The sequence below is a fragment of the Draconibacterium sediminis genome, from assembly GCF_000949475.1.
GTDB classification, from domain to species: domain Bacteria; phylum Bacteroidota; class Bacteroidia; order Bacteroidales; family Prolixibacteraceae; genus Draconibacterium; species Draconibacterium sediminis.
On record NZ_JRHC01000004.1, the window covers coordinates 107,862 to 129,977 of the forward strand.

The following is a 22,116-nucleotide window of genomic DNA, read 5'->3' on the forward strand; positions in this document are numbered from 1 at the left end:
ATAATGAAACTAACTAACTTACTCATCCTAATTTCAGTGGTTACTGCCTTTGCCGGCAGAACCTATTCCCAAACTAAAAAGCTAAGCCTGTCAATTGAAAATTCAACAGTTAAAGAAGTTCTTGGAGCAATCGAAGATCAGAGCGAATTCTACTTTATGTACAGCAGCAAAGTTATTGATGCAGACAGAGTAGTATCTGTGAACGTTGATGATAAAAAGATAGATGATGTATTAAACTCTATTTTTTATGGTACTGATGTGGAGTACACTATCAAAGACCGGATAATTGTTTTGGCAACACCGGAGCTTTTATCCGAAGAGACCTTTATAGCTCCCCAACAAGGATCTGTAAGCGGAAAAGTAATAGATAGATCCGGAAGCCCACTACCGGGGGTAACAGTAATTATTAAAGGAACCACTTTGGGAACGATTACTGATATTGATGGTGTGTATTTAATTCCTGAAGTCCCGGATGATGCGGTATTGAAATTCTCGTTTGTAGGAATGAAAATGCAGGAAATTACCGTAGATAATCAATCCCAGATCAATGTAACCATGGAAGAAGATGCCATAGGAATCGACGAAGTGGTAGCGATTGGTTATGGAACCATAAAAAAGAGTGATTTAACCGGATCTGTAACGTCGGTAAAAACGGAAGATCTTGAAAACGTGAAAATGCAATCGATAGATCAGGCTCTGGCCGGACGGGCAGCGGGAGTCCAGGTAACTCAGTCATCTGGAGTTCCCGGATCGGCACCTGCCGTTAGGGTTCGTGGTACAACATCGTTGCAAGGTGCTAACGAACCGCTGTATGTTGTTGATGGTTTCCCAATTTATGCTGGAGCAGGAAGTGGAAATGCAGGTACGGCAGCCGGTTCGTCAAATATTAGTGGTATCGCGAATATCAATCCAAACGATATTGAAAGCATTGAAATATTAAAAGATGCATCCGCAACATCAATTTACGGAGCAAGAGCTGCAAATGGTGTAATTCTTATCACAACAAAATCAGGTACTATTGGAAATGACAAAATTTCATTCTCTGCCAATTACGGATTTCAGAGTGTTACTAAAAAGATGGATGTAATGGATGCATACCAATATGCCGTATTAAAAAATGAGGCCTATACCAATGAGGGTAGTGCTCCGATTTATTCTTCAGCCGATTTGGAAGAAATAAAAAACAATCCGGAATTAGGAACAAATTGGCAAGACGAAGTTTTCGAGGTGGCCCCTACGCAAGAATACAATATATCGTTTACTGGTGGTGACAGAAAAACGAGTTATGCAATTACTGGTGGTTATACCAAACAAGACGGAATTATAAAAAGCACAGATTTTGAACGCTTTTCATCCAGAATTAATCTTACCCGCCAAATGAATAGCTGGCTTAAAGCAGGTACTCATATTTCTGCATTCAGGATTTTTTCCAATCAACAAAACGTTGATGGATTAGGTGTTGTAAACGGTGCCACTCAATTTAGTCCAATACTGCCAATATATTCGGGGCAGGGGTACTCTTTCCTTCCGAGTTCAAGTGCCAGTGAATACACTTTGGTAAACGATGGTATTATTATCAACAACCCGGTCGCGACAATGAATGAAGTTGTTCGTCAAACACAACGAAACGGGATACTAGGAGATATATTTTTGGAATTTAAACTTACGCCAAACTTAACGGCAAAGATTAAAGGAGGAGCAGACATCTCAAATGTTAAAAACGACACCTATCTACCGAGTAATACAAACGAAGGTCAGGGATCAAACGGAAGAGGTAATATCAGATATAACTTAAACCAAAACTGGTTAAACGAAAATACTCTAAGTTATATAAATGAATTTGGAGACCATTCTGTTAGTGCAGTAGTTGGTGCTACTTTCCAGGAAAATATTTTTGAATACGTTTCCGGTTCTTCTCAGGGATTTACCAATGATATTTTACAAGAAAACAGCCTTCAGGGTGCAGAAACATACAATAGTCCACAATCCGGAAAAACAAGGTGGGGCCTGATATCTTACCTTGCCCGTGTAAACTATTCGTACAAAGGCAAATACCTTGCTTCTATTGCTGGGCGTACAGATGGTTCTTCCAGATTTGGAGAAAATAACAAATATGCTTTTTTCCCTTCCGGATCTGTAGCCTGGCGGGCCAGCGAAGAACAATTTATTAAAGATCTTAACCTGTTTTCATACCTGAAATTACGTGCAAGTTTTGGTTATACAGGTAATCAGGAAATTGGGTTATACAATTCTTTGCCAACAACCGGAACCCAAACCTATACGTTCGGAGATGGATCGTTGGCTACAGGTGTTAGCCCGAACAAAATTGCAAACGCCGATCTTCAGTGGGAAAAAACAGCCCAGTTCGATGCCGGAATAGACATCGCATTCTTTGATAACCGATTGGGATTAACGCTCGATTATTACTACAAGAAAACTACAGAAATGCTGTACAGCGAGCAGGTTCCATATACCACCGGTTTTACAACTTACCTGAACAATATTGGAAGTATGCAAAACCAGGGTTTCGAACTTGAAATTAGAGGAGATATCCTGAAAGGAGAGCTAAAATGGGATACAGACTTCAATTTCTCTCTTAACCGGAACAAGGTTCTTAGCCTCGCAGGTGTTCTGTATAAAGATGTTGGAGTAAACCAGGGACACTTAAAAATCGATCCTTGGTCGAGACGAATATTTGTAGGAGAATCCATCGGTGCTTTCTACGGATGGCAATTTGATGGTATCATTCAGGAAGGAGAAACATTAAACCAAACAATTAGTCAGGTAGGACCGGGTAGAAGAAAGTATAAAGACGTTTCAAGTGAAGATGATAATCCTGACGACGGAAAATACACCGGAGCACCAGATGGCGTGGTAGATAATGCCGACAGACAGGTTATTGGAAATGCTTTACCCGATTTTATTGGAGGTATGAATAATAATTTTTCATATAAAAATTTCAAGCTCAGCATATTTATGCAATGGTCGGTTGGAAACGATATCCTGAATTTTGATAAAACACAATTAACCCTGCCTACCGGAGGGCAAAATGTTTATGCAGAAATGGTGAACCGATGGACTCCTGAAAATCCAAGCAATGAACTTCCGCTGGCCAGTACCAACCGCCAGATCGTTTTCAATGACTATTACATCGAAGATGGCTCATATCTGAAAATAAAGAACATTGTGCTTGGATATACTTTCCCAAAAAGTATGGTGAAATTTGCTGACCGACTATACTTGTACTCCTCGCTGAACAACTTTATTACGTTCACTAACTACTCAGGCTTCGATCCTGAAGTTAGTTTGCATGGTGCTTCGAATCTTACTATGGGTGAAGATTACAGTACTTATCCGCAATCCAAAACAGTAATGTTTGGAGTACAAATTGATTTTTAACATTTAAAACTTGAAAAATGAAAAAAATTATATGCATCCTATTAATACTTATACCTGCAACTCTTTTCAATTCATGTAGCGATTTTCTCGAAGAGAATCCTGTTGACAGGTATGTAGTTAGCAATGTATACACCGACGAGTCGGGTGCAGTTGCTTCAGTTACCTCAATTTATAATGGCTTATACAGTTTGTATGAAAGACTAATGTTTTTGGTTTTCGACCTCCCGGTTGATGATGAAAAAAATGGCCGTGGCATGCCTAACCAATATTTACAAAATCTTGAATACATGAGATACACGCCAAACAATACATTTGTTCGAAACTTTTGGAGAGATAGTTACGCCGGAATTTTCAGGGCAAATAATGCATTGGAACAAGTTCCGAACATTGAAATGGATGAAACCTTGAAAACCAGGTTAATCAATGAGGCTAAATTTTTAAGGGCATTGTACTATTTCAATCTTGTACGCGCATTTGGCGATGTTCCTTTACCATTATCCACATCGGTTGACGAAACGGTTACTGCCCGTATGCCGCTTGCTGATGTTTATGCACAAATTATTTCCGACCTTAACGATGCAAAAGCTTTACCTAAAAGCTATAGTGGGTCAGATGTTGGCAGAGCAACTTCGGGTGCTGCCTCAGTACTGCTAGGATATGTTTACGTAACCATGAAGAACTGGAACGCAGCCGTAACCGAGCTCGGCGCAGTCGTGAATAACGAGGGAAGTTATGGTTACGGTTTGTGGGACGATGTAAAAGACAATTACAGGGTTGCCACAGAAAATGGTAAAGAGTGTGTTTTTTCAGTACAGTTTGATTCGCCTCCATCAAATGGAAATGGTGATATGCAGCTATCAGGTCCTAAATATGCACTTCAGGCTACGTATAAAACACAGCAAATACCCGGGCGAAACCAAATGAACGAGGCTGATATACCTATTGAAGAACTATATGCTCAGTATAGTGATAAAGATCAACGAAAATTTGTTTTCTTCAGTAAAGAGTTTACCAGTCCTATTGATCCAACAATTTACTATGTAGACTTGCCAATTTTTACAAAAGCATGGGATGAGAATGAGTTTAATGCGCCAAATTCAGCAGTAAACATGTTTGTTCTGCGATACGTAGATGCACTTTTACTTTATGCCGAAGCTTTAAATGAAAGTGGCGATCCTGATGCGGCATATACCCATCTTCAACGCGTACGCAGCAGGGCATATCAAGACGATCTGGAGGGAATTTTAACCGGAGATAAAACGAAAGAGAACCTTACTGAATGGATCAGGAGAGAACGCTGGATGGAACTCGTGCATGAAGGCAAACGTTGGTTTGACCTGGTTCGTTGGGATATTCTAAAAGAAAGAATGTTTGAACATGCTGAAAATGAAAGTCAATTCACGAATTCGTTTGAAGCAGCACAGAAATTACAAATAAAAGATAATTTCAAGGATGCTATGAATTTAATGCCAATTCCACAGACAGAATTGGATGCGAATCCTTTATTGGTGCAAAATCCCGGATGGGAATAGTATAGTTTAGTTAGTTTAAAATTAGAGGGTAGCTTTCGGTTTATCTGAAAGCTATCCCTTTATAGCTTGAAATATCGGCTTATATTACCGAATACTTTAAAATATATGTTATGATCAGAGAATTTCAATTGTTTATTGCCTTTTTAGTGTTGGGAACGGCAGTTCTCTCATGTGCACCCTCTAAGAGTGAGGAATCTTCGCAGCCTCCCAATATTATCTACATCATGAGCGATGACCATGCTTATCAGGCTATTAGTGCTTATGGGTATGGATTAAATGAAACACCAAACATTGACCGACTAGCCAAGGAAGGGGCCATTTTTACCAGGGCATGTGTTACCAACTCAATCTGTGCTCCGAGCCGTGCGGTATTGCTTACAGGCAAACACAGTTTTATAAATGGAAAAGTGGACAATGTTCAGCCTTTTAACTGGGATCAGCCTAATTTCCCAAAATTGCTTCAGGCAAACGGCTACCAAACAGCCATGATAGGGAAAATCCATTTGGACGGAATTCCGCAGGGATTTGATTTTTCAATGGTACTTCCCGGGCAGGGCAATTACTACAATCCTGATTTTTTGATTGACGGCGAAAGGGTACGAAAAGAAGGTTACTGTACCGATATTATTACGGAAACCACACTCGACTGGTTAAAAAATAAACGTGATCCCAATAAACCTTTCTGTGTACTTTACCACCAGAAAGCACCTCATCGCAACTGGAAATCAGCTCCGGAATACCTTAATTTATATGATGACGTAACATTCGATCCTCCATCAAATTATTTCGATGATTACAGTGGCATGGGGACAGCTGCCAAAGAGCAGGAAATGCAAATTGACGGACATGCTGGCTGGGGACACGATTTTAAAATGATTGTTGATCCGAATGGAGACAGTACCCGTTTTCATCGTGAACTGGCACGATTCAACGAAAAGCAGTTAGAGGATTGGCTAGCGGCTTATACTCCAAAGAATGAGGCTTTTAAAGCGGAGTATCCAAATATGACTAAAAAAGAAATTGCCCTTTGGAAATATAACCGCTACATCAAAGATTATTTACGTACCATCAAATCGGTGGACGACGGAGTGGGAGAAGTACTCGACTATCTTGAAGAATCCGGACTGGCAGAAAACACCATCGTAATTTATACCTCTGACCAGGGATTTTACCTTGGTGAGCATGGCTGGTTTGATAAACGTTTTATGTACGAAGAATCTTTCCGCACACCACTTTTGGTGCGTTACCCCAAAGAAATTGAAGCAGGAACGAAGATTGAAAAACTGGTACAAAATCTCGATTTTGCACCAACCATTCTTGACTATGCCGGCGTTGAGGCTCCTGATGAGATGCAGGGAGAATCTTTCCGCAAGCTGGTAAGTGGTCAAACAGGTGAGTGGCGAGATGCTGTTTACTACACTTACTACGAATATCCATCGGTACATATGGTAAAACGGCATTACGGAGTGGCCACAGATCGTTACAAACTCATGCACTTTTATTACGATATTGATGAATGGGAAATGTACGATTTGAAAACGGATCCGAATGAAATGCACAATATTTACAATAACCCGGAGTATGCCGAGGTTCAGCAAGATCTTCATAAAAGGCTCGAAGAATTGCGCGTTTATTATGGCGACAGCGATGAGTTGAACCAAGAATACCTAAAAGCATATCTCGACCATCAGGAACAACGAAGAAACCGCAACAATAATTAAAGACAATGACCTTATTTAATCTAAACCAGTTATATCAAAAAGGGAATACCTCGTTTTCGAGGTATTTCTTTTTACTACTATTGATTTTGGCTCCAATGTTTATAAATGCTCAGCCCAATATCCTACTGATTTTTTCAGATGATTTAAACACAAGGATTGGTCCGTATTTGGGGATTGATGAGCACACGCCAAATCTCGACAGGCTGGCAAAAGAAGGAGTGATGTTCACTCGTGCCTATTGCCAGTATCCTCTTTGCGGACCTTCGCGGGCTTCAATTATGAGTGGTTTGTATCCGGCTACCAATGGTGTTTTGGGTAATGATGACACTCCCGGGAGTTATAAAGAAATCAATCCGGCACTAAAAGATCATCCTTCAATGGCTGGTTTCTTCAGGGAACAAGGCTATTTTACTGCACGTGTTTCAAAGATATTTCATATGGGTGTGCCTGGCGGAATTGAACGTGGTGAACCCGGAGGAGACGAGCCCGAATCCTGGGACTACGCCTTTAATGTTATGGGGCCCGAAACGCTCAGTCCCGGAGAGTTGGAATTACTTTCACCCAAAAACCTACATTACGGATCAAATTTTGCACGTTTGATATTACCGGATTCCCTGCAATACTATCAAACCGATTATATTGCCGCGAATCAGGCAATTGCGATCCTTGAAAGTCGTGCAAAAGCGGTTGCAGAAGGAGCTACAAACAAGGTAAAGATAAAACCTGATGCACCATTTTTCCTGGCTGTAGGATTTGTGAGACCGCATGTCCCTTTGATTTCTACTGAAAGCTGTTTTGCAAATTATCCCGACGAAGAGAGTGTCCTTCCATCGGTTGAAGTTGGGGATAATGTTCCAAAAGAGGCGCTGGTACGACAAAATGACAAAATCTGGGGAATGGACGAACTTCAAAAGAAGAAAACCATAAGTGCTTACATGGCTAGTGTTAAGTTTATGGACGAACAGATCGGGCGGCTTTTAAATACAATGGATCAGCTGGATTTGCGTAAAAATACCATTGTCGTTTTTCTCTCCGACCATGGATACAACCTGGGAGAACATGATTGCTGGGCAAAAACCAGTTTGTGGGAAGGAACCGTAAGGGTGCCACTCGTTATTTCAGTTCCTGGAATGGAAAAAACGTATGGAGTAAAATGTGAATCGATAGCCGAGTTGATCGATTTGTATCCAACACTGGTTGAATTGGGGGGTTATGCTGATGAAACCCCGGAAATTCTGCAGGGAGAAAGTCTTGTTAAATACATTGAAACAGAGAATCTGGTTGATAATGATGCCGAAGCATTCACAATTACCAACAGGGGAAATGCAGGTACATTGGTTTTTGGTAAGTACAGGTATACGCGTTGGGGAGAGGATATCAATAGCGGTAACGAAGAATTATACAACCATGAATCAGATCCTGAAGAACTTGAAAATTTAGTAGGACACCCGGATCAGAATAAACTCATAGAAGAAATGCGGAAACGCTTTAATTTAGCAAAGAAACGGTCACTAAAATCAATACAATAATATAGATGGGAAGAGGTAGTAAATTTCATATTGCTTAACTTCAATGGTTGTTATTCATTAGTGTGTTCAAGAAAACACTGCCGAGCTGAGTTTTGCAACCAGGCATATACAAAAAACACTCGTTATCATTGATAACGAGTGTTTTTTTATAGTGGGCCCACCTGTCCTCCATAATAGTCAAATAGGAACTGTATATCAGTATGATATAAATTCAAATGGAACCCAAAGGGATCTTTCTGTTCCCCAAAAGAGTTCCACTTCAATACTGAGGGTTCCACATATCGTAGATATGATTCTGTAATTAAACTTAACATTTTTCATCAAATTCTTTACGTTTCCACATTTCTCTAATATTTATATGTAGATGTTGGAAATTCCACCAACACGTTCCTATGAGAGTAGGTAAAAGGTATAATAATACATATCGGATACTAAAAGTAAAGATTCAATCCCTACTTATTATCTATCGTATGTTTAATTACTAATACTAACTAATATAATATGAATAGAATAGGTGTTCTCATAAGAAAATGGAATTATGGTACCAATGGGAGGAAACATAATCCATCACGTAAAAACCTGAATAAACAGATATTGACTTTACATAGAAAGTTAAAAAAGAAAGATAATGTTTATACTGAATATTCAATTGAAAAAGATACGGATATAGATATCAATAGATACCACGTACACCTCATTATTCATTTCAACGATGAGAACCACCTGAATAATCGATTATCCAACTTCATCGGTGGTACAGAATGGAAGATACGTACAAATAACAAAGGTTCATTCAATGAATGTAACGGTAAATATGGATTTGTACATACAGACAATCTGAGAGATGAATTGAAATATAGAAACTACTTAAACAAATATGAATTGACAACAACACTTATATAAATGAAAACAGGAAAAATTACAGTACTAGATTATCAAGAAGAAACGGGGAAGTTTAATGATATCATATTTCGTTCACAAGATGGAACGACAGAATTATCATTTGAAGAATGGTTTAATGAATTAGAAATAGATTTTATAATCCATAGAGGAAGAATAAATGAAGAATAAAGAGTTTACTGAGTTCATCAATGGACTTACACCACGAGAACGAACAGATTACATAAAATCACTCTCAGATGGTTTATTAGAGTACACTACAGAGATTGACAAACACAGAGAATACTTAGAAAATTTACCAACGAAAGAATTAAGAATTAAAGAAATTGAAAGAATTGTAAATGAATACACTAAAAGAACGAATCAGTAAAAAAGAGTTGATGAAGATGTACAACGTGGACAGGTCCACAATCGAATCTTGGATTAAAGAAAGAGGACTACCAATGATTGAAATTTCATCTCATAAAAAGTACGTCAGACGAGAAGATTTAATCGAGTTTGAAAACAAGATGATGAAGAACAAAATTGAATTATGAAATCCGATAGAATCACTAAGATTCAAAATATCATTTCTGAATTGGATGTCTTAATTTCAGAGTTAAAAGAGAAAGGAGATGAAGTAAGTGTTCAACGTTGTTCAGAAGTAAGGTCTGGATATATCAATGATTTGAAGAAAATGAATATCACAGATTATTAATAGTTCAATTCTACCAATCTGTCAGAACTCAAAAATGATATTTCAATCAATTGAAAATTAAACTATTCCAATGTGTCAAAATTCGTACTTCCAAACTCATCATTGAGTTCAAAATACTCCATTAATCCCACAACACGTTCATCCTCCGGATTTGAAGAAGTTTTCTCACTCATCCTCTTATACCATAAATCTCTATCCCTATTCTTGATTTTATGAGAATTAGTAGATTTCATATTTCTATATTTTGAGGTTTATAATATTGTTTAACCTTATAAATGGTAGAAGTTGAAACACCCAAACGAAAGGAAATATCCCTCGTGGATTTACCCATCTTCAGATACTTGATAATGGATTGGGATTTTGGTTTATTTAGGAATGTTTGGATATTTTCATTAGTTCCTTTTTTCCTACCTAATTTACCTCCATTCATCACAAACATTTTTCTTCCCATTTGAGTTCGTTCAAGTATGTTTTCACGTTCCATCTCGTAAAGTGAACTCATAACACTTGTAATTAAATTCCAAATGGGATTCTTCTTCCCAGATACTTTGGATTGAAGATTACCCATGTTACGAACCACTACGTTTACATCATGTTCATCAAGATATTGAAGTGTAGAAAGAACATCGATGGTATTCCTACCCAATTTTGACAAATCTTCACAAACCAATTCTTTTACTTTACCTTGTTCAACGAGTTGAATTAGTTCTTTTCCTTTCTCTCTTTCAATGAATGGTATTTTACCACTCACTCCTTTATCAAACAAAATCAAATCGTAGTTACTCTTATCCAATTTGAATCTTTCACCACTCTGGTTAATCGTTGAAGTTCTTCGGTAGGATATTCTCATGAAGTGTATCGTTTTAATTCTCTTAATAAATCTACCAAAAAAACGGAAGACGTCCAAGTCTAAACGTTTGTTATTCTGTCTATTAATGTATCGTTTTTATTTATGAATAATATCGAAACAACTTCTGTAGATTTCAAATAATGTTCCCAAAATATTTGGAGATTCAAAATAGAGTATTCCGGTTTTATTGTTAAATTTATGAACCAAAAATAACTAATGATAAACCGTTATTCTAAATACTAATTCTATGAATTTAATTTTTGTGATTGTAATAGTTGTGGTGTTGTTAATTATAGGATTCAGAATCTTCGTTAAGAGGATGATGAAAGAATCACCATATTATCATACAAAAAGAATGTTGGAAAAGAAGTTAAGTTCATTAGATGATACTGATTGGAAAGGTAAACAAGAGGTTAATCTGAAATTGTGTTGGATAAATTCTCTGAAATCATACCATATGAGTGTTACTCATGGTGATAATAAGGAAGAAACTGTAAGGTATACCTTAAACAATCTAACAGAAGATGATATAGAATTCCCAGAAGAACTAGATTTGGAAGATTTCTCTCACTTTGATTTCACTTATAAGATTGGACAGGATTTTAAAAAAGTAATTGATGAGTGTGGATATGAATTAATGAAACCATATTACATATTACCTTATCCATTTGATTACATTGATAAATCGTTTGGATTCTTAATTAGATTTTTCAAAAATGATAATGAAATCTTTTCTTCAAAAGAGAAAGAAATTTATCTAGATGATCTAGATAGAGTATCAAGTAATCTGACGTTTTTCGTAGATACTGGAAGTGATGATATTTCAAAAGATGGAAATACAAGTATAAAAGATAGTAGAAAATATAAATCGTGGATGAATGAATAGATTAATAATTATTGGGAATGGATTTGATTTATCACACGGTATCCAATCAAGACTCGTTGATTACCTTAACTACTATAAAAAACAATTTCTCAAGGTTTTTGTGGAGAAACATGAATCAAATCCTCACAAATTAACATCTGGAACGGTTCATAGTGATTCTCTGATCACTTTTAAATATATAACAAACGATCAATCGATTTTAGAACATTTAATAGAGGTTTCAACGTTCTCTGAATTTATTCGAATTTCTCAGAAAGAAAGGTTGATCGAAATTAAATCAATTCTTTTAAATCAGTATATAAGAAAAGTTGATGGGGGAGATAATTGGGTTGATATAGAATCATTATACTTTAAAACGTTGTTTAATTATACCAAGAATGTTAATTCAGATAGGAATAACATAAAACGATTTAATGAACAGTTTGAGTTTATTAAAAATGGTTTTATTGAATATCTAAAACATCAATTGGTGGAGTTTAAAGATAATGTTGGTACTCAGGAATTTGAAAATTTTGTTCATGATTACCAAAAAATATTTCATCAAGATTTTAATTTAAAACATGATTTCCGTTTAATGTATCTAAACTTCAATTATTCTGATATATTAAGAACTCATATTCAGTATCATGATGATTATGTAAATAGAAAAATAAACTATATTCATGGTGAAATTGATGATGTTAAAAATCCAGTAGTAATGGGGTTTGGTGATGAACACGATGAAAAATTTAAAACATGGGATTCAAATGAAAATCATGAATTATTTCGAAATATAAAATCAATCAATTATTTTAAAACTACTAAATATCAAGAGTTAAATAGTTTTTTGAATTCAGGTAGTTCATTTGAAGTTTATGTACTCGGTCACTCTTGTGGATTATCTGATAGAACACTTTTACGTGAAATATTTGAACATCAAAAATGTAACCGTATAAAACTATTTTACTACGAAGATTCCCAAGGGAATTCAGATTTTTTTGAAAAATCAGTGGAGGTTATGAGACATTTTGAGAACAAAAACCTTGTTCGTAAACGTGTTGTTTTTAATGAAAATAACAAGATGTTACAATTGTCAGAATATTTGAACAAACAATAGTTTTTAAAATAAAACTGATGAACGATTTGAATTATATCTGTTTTAGAATAAATTCATCGTTTTTATAGTTTACCTCAACTATATTAGATTCAAATATCTGACCTAGATAAATATATCCACTATCTATCAATAGTTTACCCATTTCAGAAACATGTATTATTGTTTCGGAATTAATTAATGGTTTACCATCTACATAAGAAGTTATAGTAGTTTTATATCCAAACTCAAATTTCCAAATTTTACTATTCTTATCTAACCACTTATGTGTAACTAAGTATCTACCCTTTTTCTGATTTTCTGTCATTTTTTCAAATTTATTTTAACATAACACAAAGATACTCATAAAAAAAGTGGGAGTAAAAAAAGGGTATTGTGGTGGGTTAATGTATTGGTAAGTAGTGGTTTTGTAGGTTTCTTGTAACTGTGAAAGAACTTTTTCCTCAAATCCCTAAATAGGTGGGTTTTATATCGGGAGTGACTTTTTAGTGAGGGGATTTATAGATTGGTTATAAACCCATCAACTGTCTTACCTTTTCAGTATAAATTTCATCAGGTAAAACACCTTTCTCATTTAATTGTTGGAGTGTTTTAAGTTGTTCCTCCGTTTCGGGGGATGTGATATTTACCTCTTTAGTTTTCTTTGGTTTATTCTCTTTGTTGTTGTATTTCTTCTTTAAGTTGTCCGAGAATAAATCATCATTCACTTTCATGATATCCTTATCCAAAACATTGTAATACCCATCAAATACTTTCTGAGAACTATGTCCTGTCATTTTCATGATGGTTCTGATAGGAGTTCCTTTCTCAATGTGTTCACGAATAAATGTTCTTCTTCCGATATGAGATACCATAACGTTATGAAGTGGGACGATATCATTAGTACGTTCAACTATTTTACCAGTCAAATCAAACTCAGGTAACTTAACAGGTCGGTTCAGTTCCAAAATCTCTCCCAAATGTTTGGTGTGTTTGTTGAATTTCTGATTACTGAATGGATTACCGAAATTTGTTCTTGGGAACAGATAATGATGACTATTCTTGTCGTGTGAATACTTCCTAAAAATCCTATCCGTCATTTGGTTAATCTTAACCTTAACTTCGGTTCTTTTTCTACTTTTTTCCATGTAGAAACGAAAATATCCGGTTCTATTACCTTTGATTCCGGTATCATCAAATACAAAATCACCGACTTTCATCTTAACCATATCACCGAATCTACATCCAACGTTACAAAGGAAGATTAACATGTCCCTATATACTTCATAGGTGGTGAATGTTCTTGAAATTTCTTTCTCTCTGTTATTGGTGAATTTTTCCTCAATGTAGAACAGACATTTATGTTTAGTTAAGAGTTCAACATGTTTAGGATTACCAATCTCAATGTCGTTGAAATAGAAGATTTTAAGAACTTCTTCTCGTTTCAGGAATATTACCTCTCTTTCTCCATCAGGTGTGAATGAAGATGGTTTTTTTATCCTAAAATCAGTTCCATGATTGTCTTTACACCAATTAGAGAAGTTTACCAATGTTTTAACCCTTTTTTTAATGGTTATGGGTTGTAGTCCTTTCTTGTAACTCCATTTGATTAATCCCATAACCCATTCCTCTGTCAAATCACTTGGGAGAAGATATACCTTGTTTTTCAACTGATAATCCAATGTGTATGTTTTGATATCCTTAATTGATGGATTTATCGTTTTTACGTAGGATTTTCTGTTGGGGAATAAATCCGAATTTATCCACTTCTCGTACAATTCAAATAAGGTAAGGAAATGAACTTCTTTCAATGATTCTCTTACTTTCGTAACGTTCATCTCTCGTAAGTGAGATTTTACCAAATCAATAGATGGAACTTTGTCCTCTTTTTCAAGTTGGAATACTAAGTTGTTTACCTCTGAGAGTTTTTGTTTTATTTGAATGTTTTTCTCTTTTGATAATTCATCCGTATTCTTAATTGGGTTTTTAGTTTGACGAGTTTTCCAATCATCATCCCAATCCTTAATCATACATGAAATACCCGTTGGAATTTTCAGTTTCCTTTTATCGTAGTAGTAAACCACCACCACCGAAACTGAATCGTTTTTTGAGTAACTACTTTTACTTTTCTTGTAATCCAACTTACATATTAGTCCCATCTTTCTGTATTTAAGTCAGTTAAATGTATTGAAAAATATTGAAGAATGGAACCCTAAATGGAACCCCAGAGTGATTTTTGGGAATAAAAAAATCCCAACTAATTGATAAACAATCTGTTGAGATTTGATGTTCGTGGGCCCACCTGGGCTTGAACCAGGGACCACCTGATTATGAGTCAGGTGCTCTAACCAACTGAGCTATAGGCCCGGAGTGAAAATGTATTGTTACATACGATTTTCGGGGTGCAAGTTTACGAATTTGCACGAATATAAGCAAGCATTTCTTAAAAATTAGATAAACAAAAAGGTGCCCGCTTTCGCAGACACCTTTCGCATATCTTCTAAAACTGAAATTATGCAGGCATATCAGGTAAGCTCCAAGGCTTACGGTAAGTATGCTTGATCAATTCAGCTGCAAAGTCTTTTGCAGGAACAGGATCAGTCCATGTTTTCTTAAACGATGGGTGACCATCATGAATTTCGAAACCATCTTTGATAACAACTTTGATTTCTTCACTGTCGGTAAGGTTGGTGAACTGCATGTTTTCGCCATCCCAATCCAGTTCTTTGTTCAGCGACTGTAAACGAACGCCAAGAACACCCATAACAACCATTTCGTTGAATGGACCTGCTTCTTTAAAGTCAGATGCAGTTGGAACACGGTTCTCAGGACTTTCTTTACATGCACGTACCCAATCCATTTCGTGACTGGTTTCTACACGGCGACGGAATTTAGGAGCATCAGGTTTGCGACCCGACAATAGCCATGGGTTTACACCATAACATCCGCAAATCAGTTTGTCTTTTGTTCCGTGGAAAATTACACCACCACCCTGGTCGTTCGGATTTTTACCATCTGGCCATCCTTCAGGAAGCATTGGCTTAATTCCACCATCGTACCAATGTACATCAACCTGAGGAAGCGTGTTTTTCTTCAAACCTTTCCATGGTTTGTCGGCACTTGCCTTACGCTCTGGGTAAGTCAGTTTTACCGATTGAGCAGAAGGAGCACAGTCTTGTAATAACAATGTTGAGTTTCCTTGAGTATGAATAGGATAACCTAAATCAAGACCAACGAATACCGGGTGAAGAATATGGCAAGCCATATCGCCAAGAGCACCAGTACCGTAATCCCACCAGCCACGCCAGTTCCATGGGTGATAAACCTGGTTGAACGGACGCATTTTTGCAGGTCCTGTAAACAGATCCCAATCCAAAGTATCCGGAACCCAGTCACCTCTTTCAGGAGTGTTTAAACCCTGAGGCCAGATAGGACGGTCGGTAAAAGCTTCAACTTTTGTTACTTCACCAATTTCGCCGTTAGCTAACCATTCCGAGGTAAGGTTTACACCTTCGCCCGACGATCCCTGGTTACCCATCGATGTGGCTACTTTGTACTTGTCGGCCAGTTTTGTAAGCAGGCGAGATTCGTAAACCGAGTGAGTTAATGGCTTTTGCACATAAACGTGTTTACCCATTGTAATGGCATGAGCTGCAACAATTGCGTGTGTGTGGTCGGCAGTTGCAACTACTACACCGTCAATGCTGTCACCCAACTCGTCATACATTTCTCTCCAGTCTTTGTACTTTTTGGCGCCTGAGTATCTTTTAAATACAGGTGCTGAGTACTTCCAGTCAACATCACATAAACCAACGATGTTTTCCGACTCCAGGTTTTTCAAGTTAGCAAAACCCATACCTCCAACACCAACACCGGCAATATTTAGCTTGTCGCTTGGTGCTTTATGACCAAGGCCTGCTACTGCGTGGCGCGGAACAATTGTAAATCCTGCAGCTGCAGCTGCTGTTGTACCAAGAAATGCTCTTCTTGATACAGATGTCATTTTTGATTTTTCCTCCATAACAATATTAAATTTAATCGGATAGGTATTAAATATTCTTGAAATATATTCCAAAAAAACGGTTAAATATAGTGATAGTTAAGTGCTTTTCAATAAAGAATGTTGAGAAACAAGTGTAAAAACGAAAATAAACCGACACCCGGACGAGCGGTATTTTTAGTTCGCGGAAACGAATAATCTTCAACATCAGCGGTTTACTGCTTCTTGTATAGCTTTTGTCTATTTCGCTTAAAAAAAATCAATTTGACACGAGCTGTATTTCAATTTACATTTGCATGTAATCTTTAAAAAATAAAAAACGAAAAAATCATGAAATCAGTAGGAGATAAATTTCCAAAGTTTAAAAAAACTGCAGTATTAGCAGATAACCAATTCGGAGAAGTAACATCAGAGGATCATAAAAAAGCAGGCAAGTGGATGGTAATCTACTTCTACCCGAAAGACTTTACTTTTGTATGCCCAACCGAAATTGTGGAGTTTAACAACAACCACGCAAAATTTGAAGAGTTAAATGCTGAGTTATATGGTGTATCAACCGATACTGCCGAGGTTCACCTGGCATGGAAATCGAACGACCCGCGTTTGGCCAATCTTACCTATCCGTTAATTGAAGATACTTCTAAGTCATTGTCCAAAAAATTGGGTATCTTACAACCTGGAAGCGTTGCTTACCGTGCTACGTTTATTGTTGATCCTGAAGGAATAATTCAGTGGGTAAACTGTAACAACGATGCTACAGGCCGTAACGTTGCCGAGGTATTAAGAGCTTTGGAAGCTACTCAAAATCCTGGTTTAACCGGTTGTAACTGGCAACCAGGAGACAATACACTATAGAAAGTAAAACTTAAAAGCTAGAAATTATGTCAGTAAGAAAAGTAAACTCAGTTTGGAACGGAACTCTTAAAGAGGGAAAAGGAAATATGAACATCACCGGTTATAGCGGGCCGTTTACTTTTGCATCGCGTTTTGAAGATGGAAAAGGAACCAACCCCGAAGAACTGGTAGGTGCAGCACACTCAGGTTGTTACTCAATGTTTTTAGCAGCTCTTATCAGCGGCGAAGGATTAACACCTGAAAGCGTTGAAACAGAAGCAGCCGTTACGCTTGGTCAGGTAGATGGCGGACCAGCCATAACCAACATTAAATTAACCAACGTAACAAAATGCGAAGGTTTGTCGCAAGAGAAATTTGACGAACTTGCAGCTGCGGCTAAAGCAAAATGCCCGATTTCGCGTTTGTATGCCGGCGGTACTGCCGAAATTGAATTAGACGCAAAATTGGTTTAAAAGAGAAAGTTATAATTGCATATATAGAAGGAGTCAGAAATGACTCCTTTTTTTATGGAAATTATCGAGCAGACAGCATTTCATTACCCATCCTCTTACCCATCCTCTTACCCATCCTCTTATCCTTCCCCGCAAGCAAGGAAGGACGATTGGTCGGTCGATTTTTGAGCGTTCAGATCAATTAATGAGCCAATTGTTGTTTGAAATGGAGGCTGATCGTCTCTCCATTTTAGAAGGGAGAGACAGGAGAGAGGGTAAAGAGTCTGCAAATTGCACACACACACAGCCATTTTTCTTCGTCGATATCTACTGATCCATCCAGCGCTTAAAACCCGAAACCTTATCGCGGCTAACGATAACATCTTCGTCCAGCTCGGCAGCCAGTTTTAGCTTTAATCGGGTAGAGGAGTAGCCCACAATTTCGTTAATACAGTTAATGTTTACCAGGTAATTACGGCTAATGCGGAAGAACTGATCGGGGTCGACCATTTTTTGCAGCTGATCGAGCGAAAAGTCGAGATCGTAGGTTTTGCCTTCCATGGTTTTTATAAATGTGCTGCGCTCCTGCACAAAAAAGCAGCAGATCTTACTCACCTGGATGGACTGAAAACGGTTACCGATTTTAATAAAGAACCGCGACTTGTAAGTTCTCGACAACTGCTCGATCACTTTAGCCACCTTGTCTTCCAACAGTTGGTGCTGACCATATAACTCCGTGTATTTCTCCATAGCCGAGCGCAAAGCTTCCAGCTCGATGGGTTTTAGCAGGTAATCAACGCTGTTTACTTTAAAGGCGCGAATGGCGTATTCGTCAAAAGCAGTGGTAAAAATTATTGGAGCTTTTATTTCCAGCTCATCAAAAACTTCGAACGAAAGTCCGTCGTCGAGCTGAATGTCCATAAAAACCAGATCGGGAGCAGGATTCTCAGCAAACCAGTTCACCGCTTCTTCCACCGATTCCAACACCGCAAGTACCTCCGCTTCCGGGGCGATGGTGTGTAACTGCTGCATCAGCTTTTCAGCAGCAAAGTGCTCGTCTTCTACAATTACTACCTTCATTTGCTCTGGTTATTCAGTTTTAATGGCACTTTCACAATAAATTCATCAGCAGTCTCCTGTATTTCCACTTCGCGGTTAAGGATGAGTTTGCAACGTTCGTTCAGGTTTTTTAAGCCAATTTTCGATGAGGTGGCCAGTTGCATACGTTGGCGTAGGTCGTTACGCACCACCAGTTTGTCCATTCCTTCAAAATGAATGGTGATGAGCAATGGCTCTTTGCGTGTGGCAACGTTGTGTTTTATGGCGTTCTCAACCAGCATTTGTAACGACACCGGGATGATCTTCGCGGTTCCTGTTTCTTCAAAATCGATTTTGAGCTCTATTTTCTCGCCGTCGCGAATTTTCTGTAGGTAAAAAAAGTCTTTTACAAATTCCATTTCGGCAGCCAGCGGAACGAGGTCTTTCTCCTGATTCTCGAGCACGTATCGGTACACGGCCGAAAGTTTATGAATAAATTTATCCGACAACGCGGGATCGGAACTTACCAGCGACGACAGCGTGTTTAAACTGTTGAACAGAAAATGCGGATTCACCTGCGTTTTCAGTGTCTCGTATTGAAAAATAAGCTTCTCTTCCTTTAGTTTCTGCATGCGTTTAACGGTGTCGGCCCATTGCGTGTAGAAAAAGAAGAGGGCACCCACGGCAAAACCAATTCCGGCAGCGGTTAAAAACGATCGCAACTCGGCATGCATAAGGCTGGGGATAAACTCCGAAAATGGCGCTCCGCCACGCCAGAAGTGCCATGCGAAAAGTGTCAGGAACAATGCTGAGGCAATAAGCAACACCGTAAAGTAAAAGAGCACCAAACGGATGATGGTTTTCCTTATCGCACCCGGTGTATCTGGATCGACCGACTTGAAAAAACGATTGCCCAGGTACAGGAACAGCTCCAGCTGGATAAAAGTTAGCAGTACCATGTTCCACAAGCCTTGCAACGCGATACGTTGAAATAGCACCAGGCTAAAAACGATGCTGATGGCAACTGCACCTGCCAGGATAGCCACGTGCTTGAGCACTTGTTTTTTTGTTTGTTTATGTAGTTGAAAGTTTGCCATGGTTTCGGTTTATGAAGATAATAAAAAACTGTTTCTGAAAAACACTTTGTAAGGCAGCCGGTCAATTACGACCGGCCACCTGTAATCTCAATAATCAGATCAAAAGAAAAATTGTTTTCATGGTTTCGTTTTCGTTGGTTCAAAGATGCAGCAAACATTGTTCTTCCGAAAAAAAGAATTGCTGAGTGGGTGAATTTGGGGTACGAATGGGAAAGAGAAAGTCACTAGTCACTAGACATTAGCCAATAGTTATTCTTTGGTGGTTCCAATGACTGATGACAAGTGACTTGTTCTGTTGCTAAACATAAGCCCACATCCCACCATTAATGCAACCTTTTTCTACTTTTAATCATCTAAAAATCAAAAACATATTAAATCTAGCCGTTATGAACTTGCATAAACTCATAAAACTTATTCCATTTATTTGTTTGGTGTTTCTTTTTGCTTGCGACAAAGAAAATGAATGGCCCGAATTAGTTATTAATGTGCAACTGATTGATGAAAATGAAAATGCCAGTGATGATCATTCCGGTGTTGCGATTACCTTAACAAGGGGGGAAGAGCAATTTAACGGTGTAACCGATTCAAACGGAGATTGCGTGTTCCCCGATTTCCCATATGGTATTTTTGCTGTAGAACTCGAAAAAAATGGCTTCGTAACGTTTGATACTTATCCAAAGCTCACATATCATATCAACGACAGAGTAAATACATTTTCATACAAGATGAATGAAGTACCTCAGTACAGAATAGAACTCGACAGTATAACCAAGCCCGAGGACGGTGAATGGTCTAGAATGTTTGCATACGGAAGAATATATAATATGAAAGACCAACCTCCATCTTATTATCATGCAATTGCGTATTTTAATACAACAAATGACGTTTCGAAGGACAATTATTCATTTTTTCATTATGCAGGTATCTTGCTCGATGAGGTTGTAGGAGATACCCGCGAGATATGGATTACAAACTATGCATATGGGTATTTAATTCCGGAGAATACAGAAACATTATATGTTCGTTTGTATCCATGTGCAAAGTATTTTGATTGGGGAACAATACGCGACGAGGCGCTTGGAGAGCCATCAGAAGTTTTCGAATGGGTAATACCAAATTAAGTTATAGAACGAATTAAACCACTACCAAATGAAAACAATAGCCATAAATTGCACATCCTTATTTTTTCTGTTGGTGTTATTCTTTGCTGCAGGTTGCAGCAAAGACGAAAATGATATTAACGAAAATCTTACTGATGGATTTTCTATTACATCAAATGGCGAAGTTATTTTAACGCATAATGATTTTGAATACTACGATTATTCCGCTCATCTGATTTATTTAAAAGATAGTAAGTCGTTTGCTGAGGATTTTGAAAACCTTGGAGAATTTAAAGTTCATGCAAATGGAGAGGAAATTTACAGCGGTGAAACCTGGCCCGGTTATTCGTCTTCGATGCCTATCGGTCCGATAATTAATACCCATCCTTCTTTTTATGGCGACAATATCGTTTCAATTGGATTTATGCTCTTCCTCGATACCTTGGGTAACTTTTTACCTGATCCACGCGAAGATGAAAGAATTGTTGAGGCACTGCAAGAGTTTGATCAGTTTCATGCCGGGTTGAGTTGTGAAATTACATCCGTTGAGTATGTATCTTCAACTAACGTAACAGTTAAGCTACTGCTAAAAAATAACGACGATTTCAATTACTATTATATCGATCCTGAAAAAACCGGGATTGGCCTGTTTCACTATTTTACAAATGGGTTATACATCCGGAATTTCAGTACTTATGATCTGTATGAACATAAAATTGAGACAGTTTCGGCCGATCCATGGAATAGCTGGGATTTAGATTGGTTATCAGTTATTAATGGTAATCAGAGCAAAGTAATTACAATTAGCTATAGCAATTATGAAGCTGTACCACCGGGGCAATACAAAGCTACTTTTGAATTTCCCGGGCTAGGTTTTCAGGTTAACAAAGAAGATATTAATCAAGATAATGGCCAGATTTGGTTGGGCAGCCTGAGAATGCAGAAGGAGATTACGATACAGTAAATTCTACAGATGGCAGACTTTGCGGACTACTCTATCATGTATCAG

At 37.7% G+C, this 22,116-nt stretch carries 20 protein-coding genes and 1 tRNA gene; 14 read left to right on the plus strand and 7 right to left on the minus strand.

Translation table 11 applies throughout. The features are described 5' to 3' along the window. Positions 1 to 3: 3 nt before the first annotated feature. The 8 genes from LH29_RS14855 to LH29_RS24650 all read left to right on the plus strand — a co-directional run bounded on the left by LH29_RS14855 (position 4) and on the right by LH29_RS24650 (position 9,778). Positions 4 to 3,399: a TonB-dependent receptor gene (locus tag LH29_RS14855; protein WP_052670992.1), complete on the plus strand. Its 3,396-nt coding sequence runs from the start codon at positions 4 to 6 to the stop codon at positions 3,397 to 3,399. 17 nt (positions 3,400 to 3,416) lie between these two features. Then, complete coding sequence (locus tag LH29_RS14860; protein WP_045031244.1) at positions 3,417 to 4,931, plus strand: RagB/SusD family nutrient uptake outer membrane protein; 1,515 nt, start codon at positions 3,417 to 3,419, stop codon at positions 4,929 to 4,931. Positions 4,932 to 5,041: 110 nt separating this feature from the next. After that, on the plus strand, positions 5,042 to 6,652 hold the full coding sequence (locus LH29_RS14865; RefSeq protein ID WP_045031245.1) for a sulfatase family protein: 1,611 nt from the start codon (positions 5,042 to 5,044) through the stop codon (positions 6,650 to 6,652). Positions 6,653 to 6,657: 5 nt separating this feature from the next. Next, entirely contained in the window at positions 6,658 to 8,181 is a 1,524-nt protein-coding gene (locus tag LH29_RS14870; RefSeq protein ID WP_198152469.1) for a sulfatase, read from the plus strand. Positions 8,182 to 9,084: 903 nt separating this feature from the next. After that, a complete protein-coding gene (locus LH29_RS24645; RefSeq protein ID WP_157493715.1) occupies positions 9,085 to 9,252 on the plus strand; it encodes a hypothetical protein in 168 nt (55 codons plus the stop codon). After that, positions 9,242 to 9,451 carry a hypothetical protein gene (locus LH29_RS24795; RefSeq protein WP_045031251.1) on the plus strand — a complete coding sequence of 70 codons (210 nt, stop codon included), beginning with the start codon at positions 9,242 to 9,244 and terminating at the stop codon, positions 9,449 to 9,451. The genes LH29_RS24645 and LH29_RS24795 overlap by 11 nt, the downstream gene beginning before the upstream one ends. A gap of 10 nt (positions 9,452 to 9,461) precedes the next feature. Continuing rightward, entirely contained in the window at positions 9,462 to 9,617 is a 156-nt protein-coding gene (locus tag LH29_RS25135; RefSeq protein ID WP_394330987.1) for a helix-turn-helix domain-containing protein, read from the plus strand. Then, positions 9,614 to 9,778, plus strand: coding sequence for a hypothetical protein (locus LH29_RS24650; RefSeq protein ID WP_157493716.1), 165 nt, complete (start codon positions 9,614 to 9,616; stop codon positions 9,776 to 9,778). The genes LH29_RS25135 and LH29_RS24650 overlap by 4 nt, the downstream gene beginning before the upstream one ends. A 229-nt stretch (positions 9,779 to 10,007) precedes the next feature. On the opposite strand, the gene LH29_RS14890 is transcribed toward LH29_RS24650, so the two are convergent. Next, positions 10,008 to 10,628 (minus strand): recombinase family protein, encoded by a 621-nt coding sequence (locus LH29_RS14890; RefSeq protein ID WP_045031256.1) that lies wholly within the window; start codon positions 10,626 to 10,628, stop codon positions 10,008 to 10,010. Positions 10,629 to 10,875: 247 nt separating this feature from the next. On the opposite strand from LH29_RS14890, the gene LH29_RS14895 reads away from it, so the two are divergent. After that, complete coding sequence (locus LH29_RS14895; RefSeq protein ID WP_045031258.1) at positions 10,876 to 11,514, plus strand: hypothetical protein; 639 nt, start codon at positions 10,876 to 10,878, stop codon at positions 11,512 to 11,514. Continuing rightward, complete coding sequence (locus LH29_RS23905) at positions 11,507 to 12,610, plus strand: AbiH family protein (RefSeq protein WP_052670993.1); 1,104 nt, start codon at positions 11,507 to 11,509, stop codon at positions 12,608 to 12,610. Before LH29_RS14895 ends, LH29_RS23905 begins: the two co-directional genes overlap by 8 nt. 31 nt (positions 12,611 to 12,641) lie before the next feature. Here LH29_RS23905 and LH29_RS14905 read toward each other — a convergent pair whose 3' ends face one another. The 4 genes from LH29_RS14905 to LH29_RS14920 all read right to left on the minus strand — a co-directional run bounded on the left by LH29_RS14905 (position 12,642) and on the right by LH29_RS14920 (position 16,607). Beyond that, complete coding sequence (locus LH29_RS14905; RefSeq protein WP_045031260.1) at positions 12,642 to 12,914, minus strand: hypothetical protein; 273 nt, start codon at positions 12,912 to 12,914, stop codon at positions 12,642 to 12,644. A gap of 202 nt (positions 12,915 to 13,116) precedes the next feature. Then, a complete protein-coding gene (locus LH29_RS14910) occupies positions 13,117 to 14,745 on the minus strand; it encodes a tyrosine-type recombinase/integrase (RefSeq protein WP_045031262.1) in 1,629 nt (542 codons plus the stop codon). 134 nt (positions 14,746 to 14,879) lie between these two features. After that, positions 14,880 to 14,953 (minus strand) — tRNA-Ile (locus LH29_RS14915). Between the two features lie 145 nt (positions 14,954 to 15,098). Further along, positions 15,099 to 16,607, minus strand: coding sequence for a Gfo/Idh/MocA family oxidoreductase (locus LH29_RS14920; protein WP_045031917.1), 1,509 nt, complete (start codon positions 16,605 to 16,607; stop codon positions 15,099 to 15,101). 309 nt (positions 16,608 to 16,916) lie between these two features. Between LH29_RS14920 and LH29_RS14925 the strand changes: the two genes are divergently transcribed. Together LH29_RS14925 and LH29_RS14930 are read left to right on the plus strand one after the other, a co-directional pair. After that, positions 16,917 to 17,441, plus strand: coding sequence for a peroxiredoxin (locus tag LH29_RS14925; protein WP_198152470.1), 525 nt, complete (start codon positions 16,917 to 16,919; stop codon positions 17,439 to 17,441). A 26-nt stretch (positions 17,442 to 17,467) separates the two neighbouring features. Beyond that, on the plus strand, positions 17,468 to 17,893 hold the full coding sequence (locus LH29_RS14930; RefSeq protein ID WP_045031270.1) for an OsmC family peroxiredoxin: 426 nt from the start codon (positions 17,468 to 17,470) through the stop codon (positions 17,891 to 17,893). Between the two features lie 306 nt (positions 17,894 to 18,199). Here the strand turns inward: LH29_RS14930 and LH29_RS14935 are convergent, their stop codons facing one another. Together LH29_RS14935 and LH29_RS23910 are read right to left on the minus strand one after the other, a co-directional pair. Further along, positions 18,200 to 18,952, minus strand: a complete 753-nt coding sequence (locus LH29_RS14935) for a LytR/AlgR family response regulator transcription factor (protein ID WP_045031271.1) — start codon at positions 18,950 to 18,952, stop codon at positions 18,200 to 18,202. Further along, positions 18,949 to 20,007, minus strand: coding sequence for a sensor histidine kinase (locus LH29_RS23910; RefSeq protein WP_052670994.1), 1,059 nt, complete (start codon positions 20,005 to 20,007; stop codon positions 18,949 to 18,951). Before LH29_RS23910 ends, LH29_RS14935 begins: the two co-directional genes overlap by 4 nt. Before the next feature lie 386 nt (positions 20,008 to 20,393). On the opposite strand from LH29_RS23910, the gene LH29_RS14945 reads away from it, so the two are divergent. Then, positions 20,394 to 21,128: a carboxypeptidase-like regulatory domain-containing protein gene (locus tag LH29_RS14945; protein ID WP_157493717.1), complete on the plus strand. Its 735-nt coding sequence runs from the start codon at positions 20,394 to 20,396 to the stop codon at positions 21,126 to 21,128. Positions 21,129 to 21,156: 28 nt separating this feature from the next. Continuing rightward, positions 21,157 to 22,071, plus strand: coding sequence for a hypothetical protein (locus LH29_RS14950; RefSeq protein WP_157493718.1), 915 nt, complete (start codon positions 21,157 to 21,159; stop codon positions 22,069 to 22,071). Positions 22,072 to 22,116 lie beyond the last annotated feature (45 nt).

Bases quoted from the DNA above. Each gene is read 5' to 3' on its own strand.
- LH29_RS24650 (WP_157493716.1), top strand. From the start codon at position 9,614: ATGAAATCCGATAGAATCACTAAGATTCAAAATATCATTTCTGAATTG.
- LH29_RS14890 (WP_045031256.1), bottom strand. From the start codon at position 10,628: ATGAGAATATCCTACCGAAGAACTTCAACGATTAACCAGAGTGGTGAA.
- LH29_RS14930 (WP_045031270.1), top strand. From the start codon at position 17,468: ATGTCAGTAAGAAAAGTAAACTCAGTTTGGAACGGAACTCTTAAAGAG.
- LH29_RS14905 (WP_045031260.1), bottom strand. From the start codon at position 12,914: ATGACAGAAAATCAGAAAAAGGGTAGATACTTAGTTACACATAAGTGG.
- LH29_RS14910 (WP_045031262.1), bottom strand. From the start codon at position 14,745: ATGGGACTAATATGTAAGTTGGATTACAAGAAAAGTAAAAGTAGTTAC.
- LH29_RS14870 (WP_198152469.1), top strand. From the start codon at position 6,658: ATGACCTTATTTAATCTAAACCAGTTATATCAAAAAGGGAATACCTCG.
- LH29_RS14925 (WP_198152470.1), top strand. From the start codon at position 16,917: ATGAAATCAGTAGGAGATAAATTTCCAAAGTTTAAAAAAACTGCAGTA.
- LH29_RS14860 (WP_045031244.1), top strand. From the start codon at position 3,417: ATGAAAAAAATTATATGCATCCTATTAATACTTATACCTGCAACTCTT.
- LH29_RS23905 (WP_052670993.1), top strand. From the start codon at position 11,507: ATGAATAGATTAATAATTATTGGGAATGGATTTGATTTATCACACGGT.
- LH29_RS14935 (WP_045031271.1), bottom strand. From the start codon at position 18,952: ATGAAGGTAGTAATTGTAGAAGACGAGCACTTTGCTGCTGAAAAGCTG.
- LH29_RS23910 (WP_052670994.1), bottom strand. From the start codon at position 20,007: ATGGCAAACTTTCAACTACATAAACAAACAAAAAAACAAGTGCTCAAG.
- LH29_RS14865 (WP_045031245.1), top strand. From the start codon at position 5,042: ATGATCAGAGAATTTCAATTGTTTATTGCCTTTTTAGTGTTGGGAACG.
- LH29_RS14855 (WP_052670992.1), top strand. From the start codon at position 4: ATGAAACTAACTAACTTACTCATCCTAATTTCAGTGGTTACTGCCTTT.
- LH29_RS14945 (WP_157493717.1), top strand. From the start codon at position 20,394: ATGAACTTGCATAAACTCATAAAACTTATTCCATTTATTTGTTTGGTG.
- LH29_RS14950 (WP_157493718.1), top strand. From the start codon at position 21,157: ATGAAAACAATAGCCATAAATTGCACATCCTTATTTTTTCTGTTGGTG.
- LH29_RS25135 (WP_394330987.1), top strand. From the start codon at position 9,462: ATGAAGATGTACAACGTGGACAGGTCCACAATCGAATCTTGGATTAAA.
- LH29_RS14920 (WP_045031917.1), bottom strand. From the start codon at position 16,607: ATGGAGGAAAAATCAAAAATGACATCTGTATCAAGAAGAGCATTTCTT.
- LH29_RS14895 (WP_045031258.1), top strand. From the start codon at position 10,876: ATGAATTTAATTTTTGTGATTGTAATAGTTGTGGTGTTGTTAATTATA.
- LH29_RS24795 (WP_045031251.1), top strand. From the start codon at position 9,242: ATGAAGAATAAAGAGTTTACTGAGTTCATCAATGGACTTACACCACGA.
- LH29_RS24645 (WP_157493715.1), top strand. From the start codon at position 9,085: ATGAAAACAGGAAAAATTACAGTACTAGATTATCAAGAAGAAACGGGG.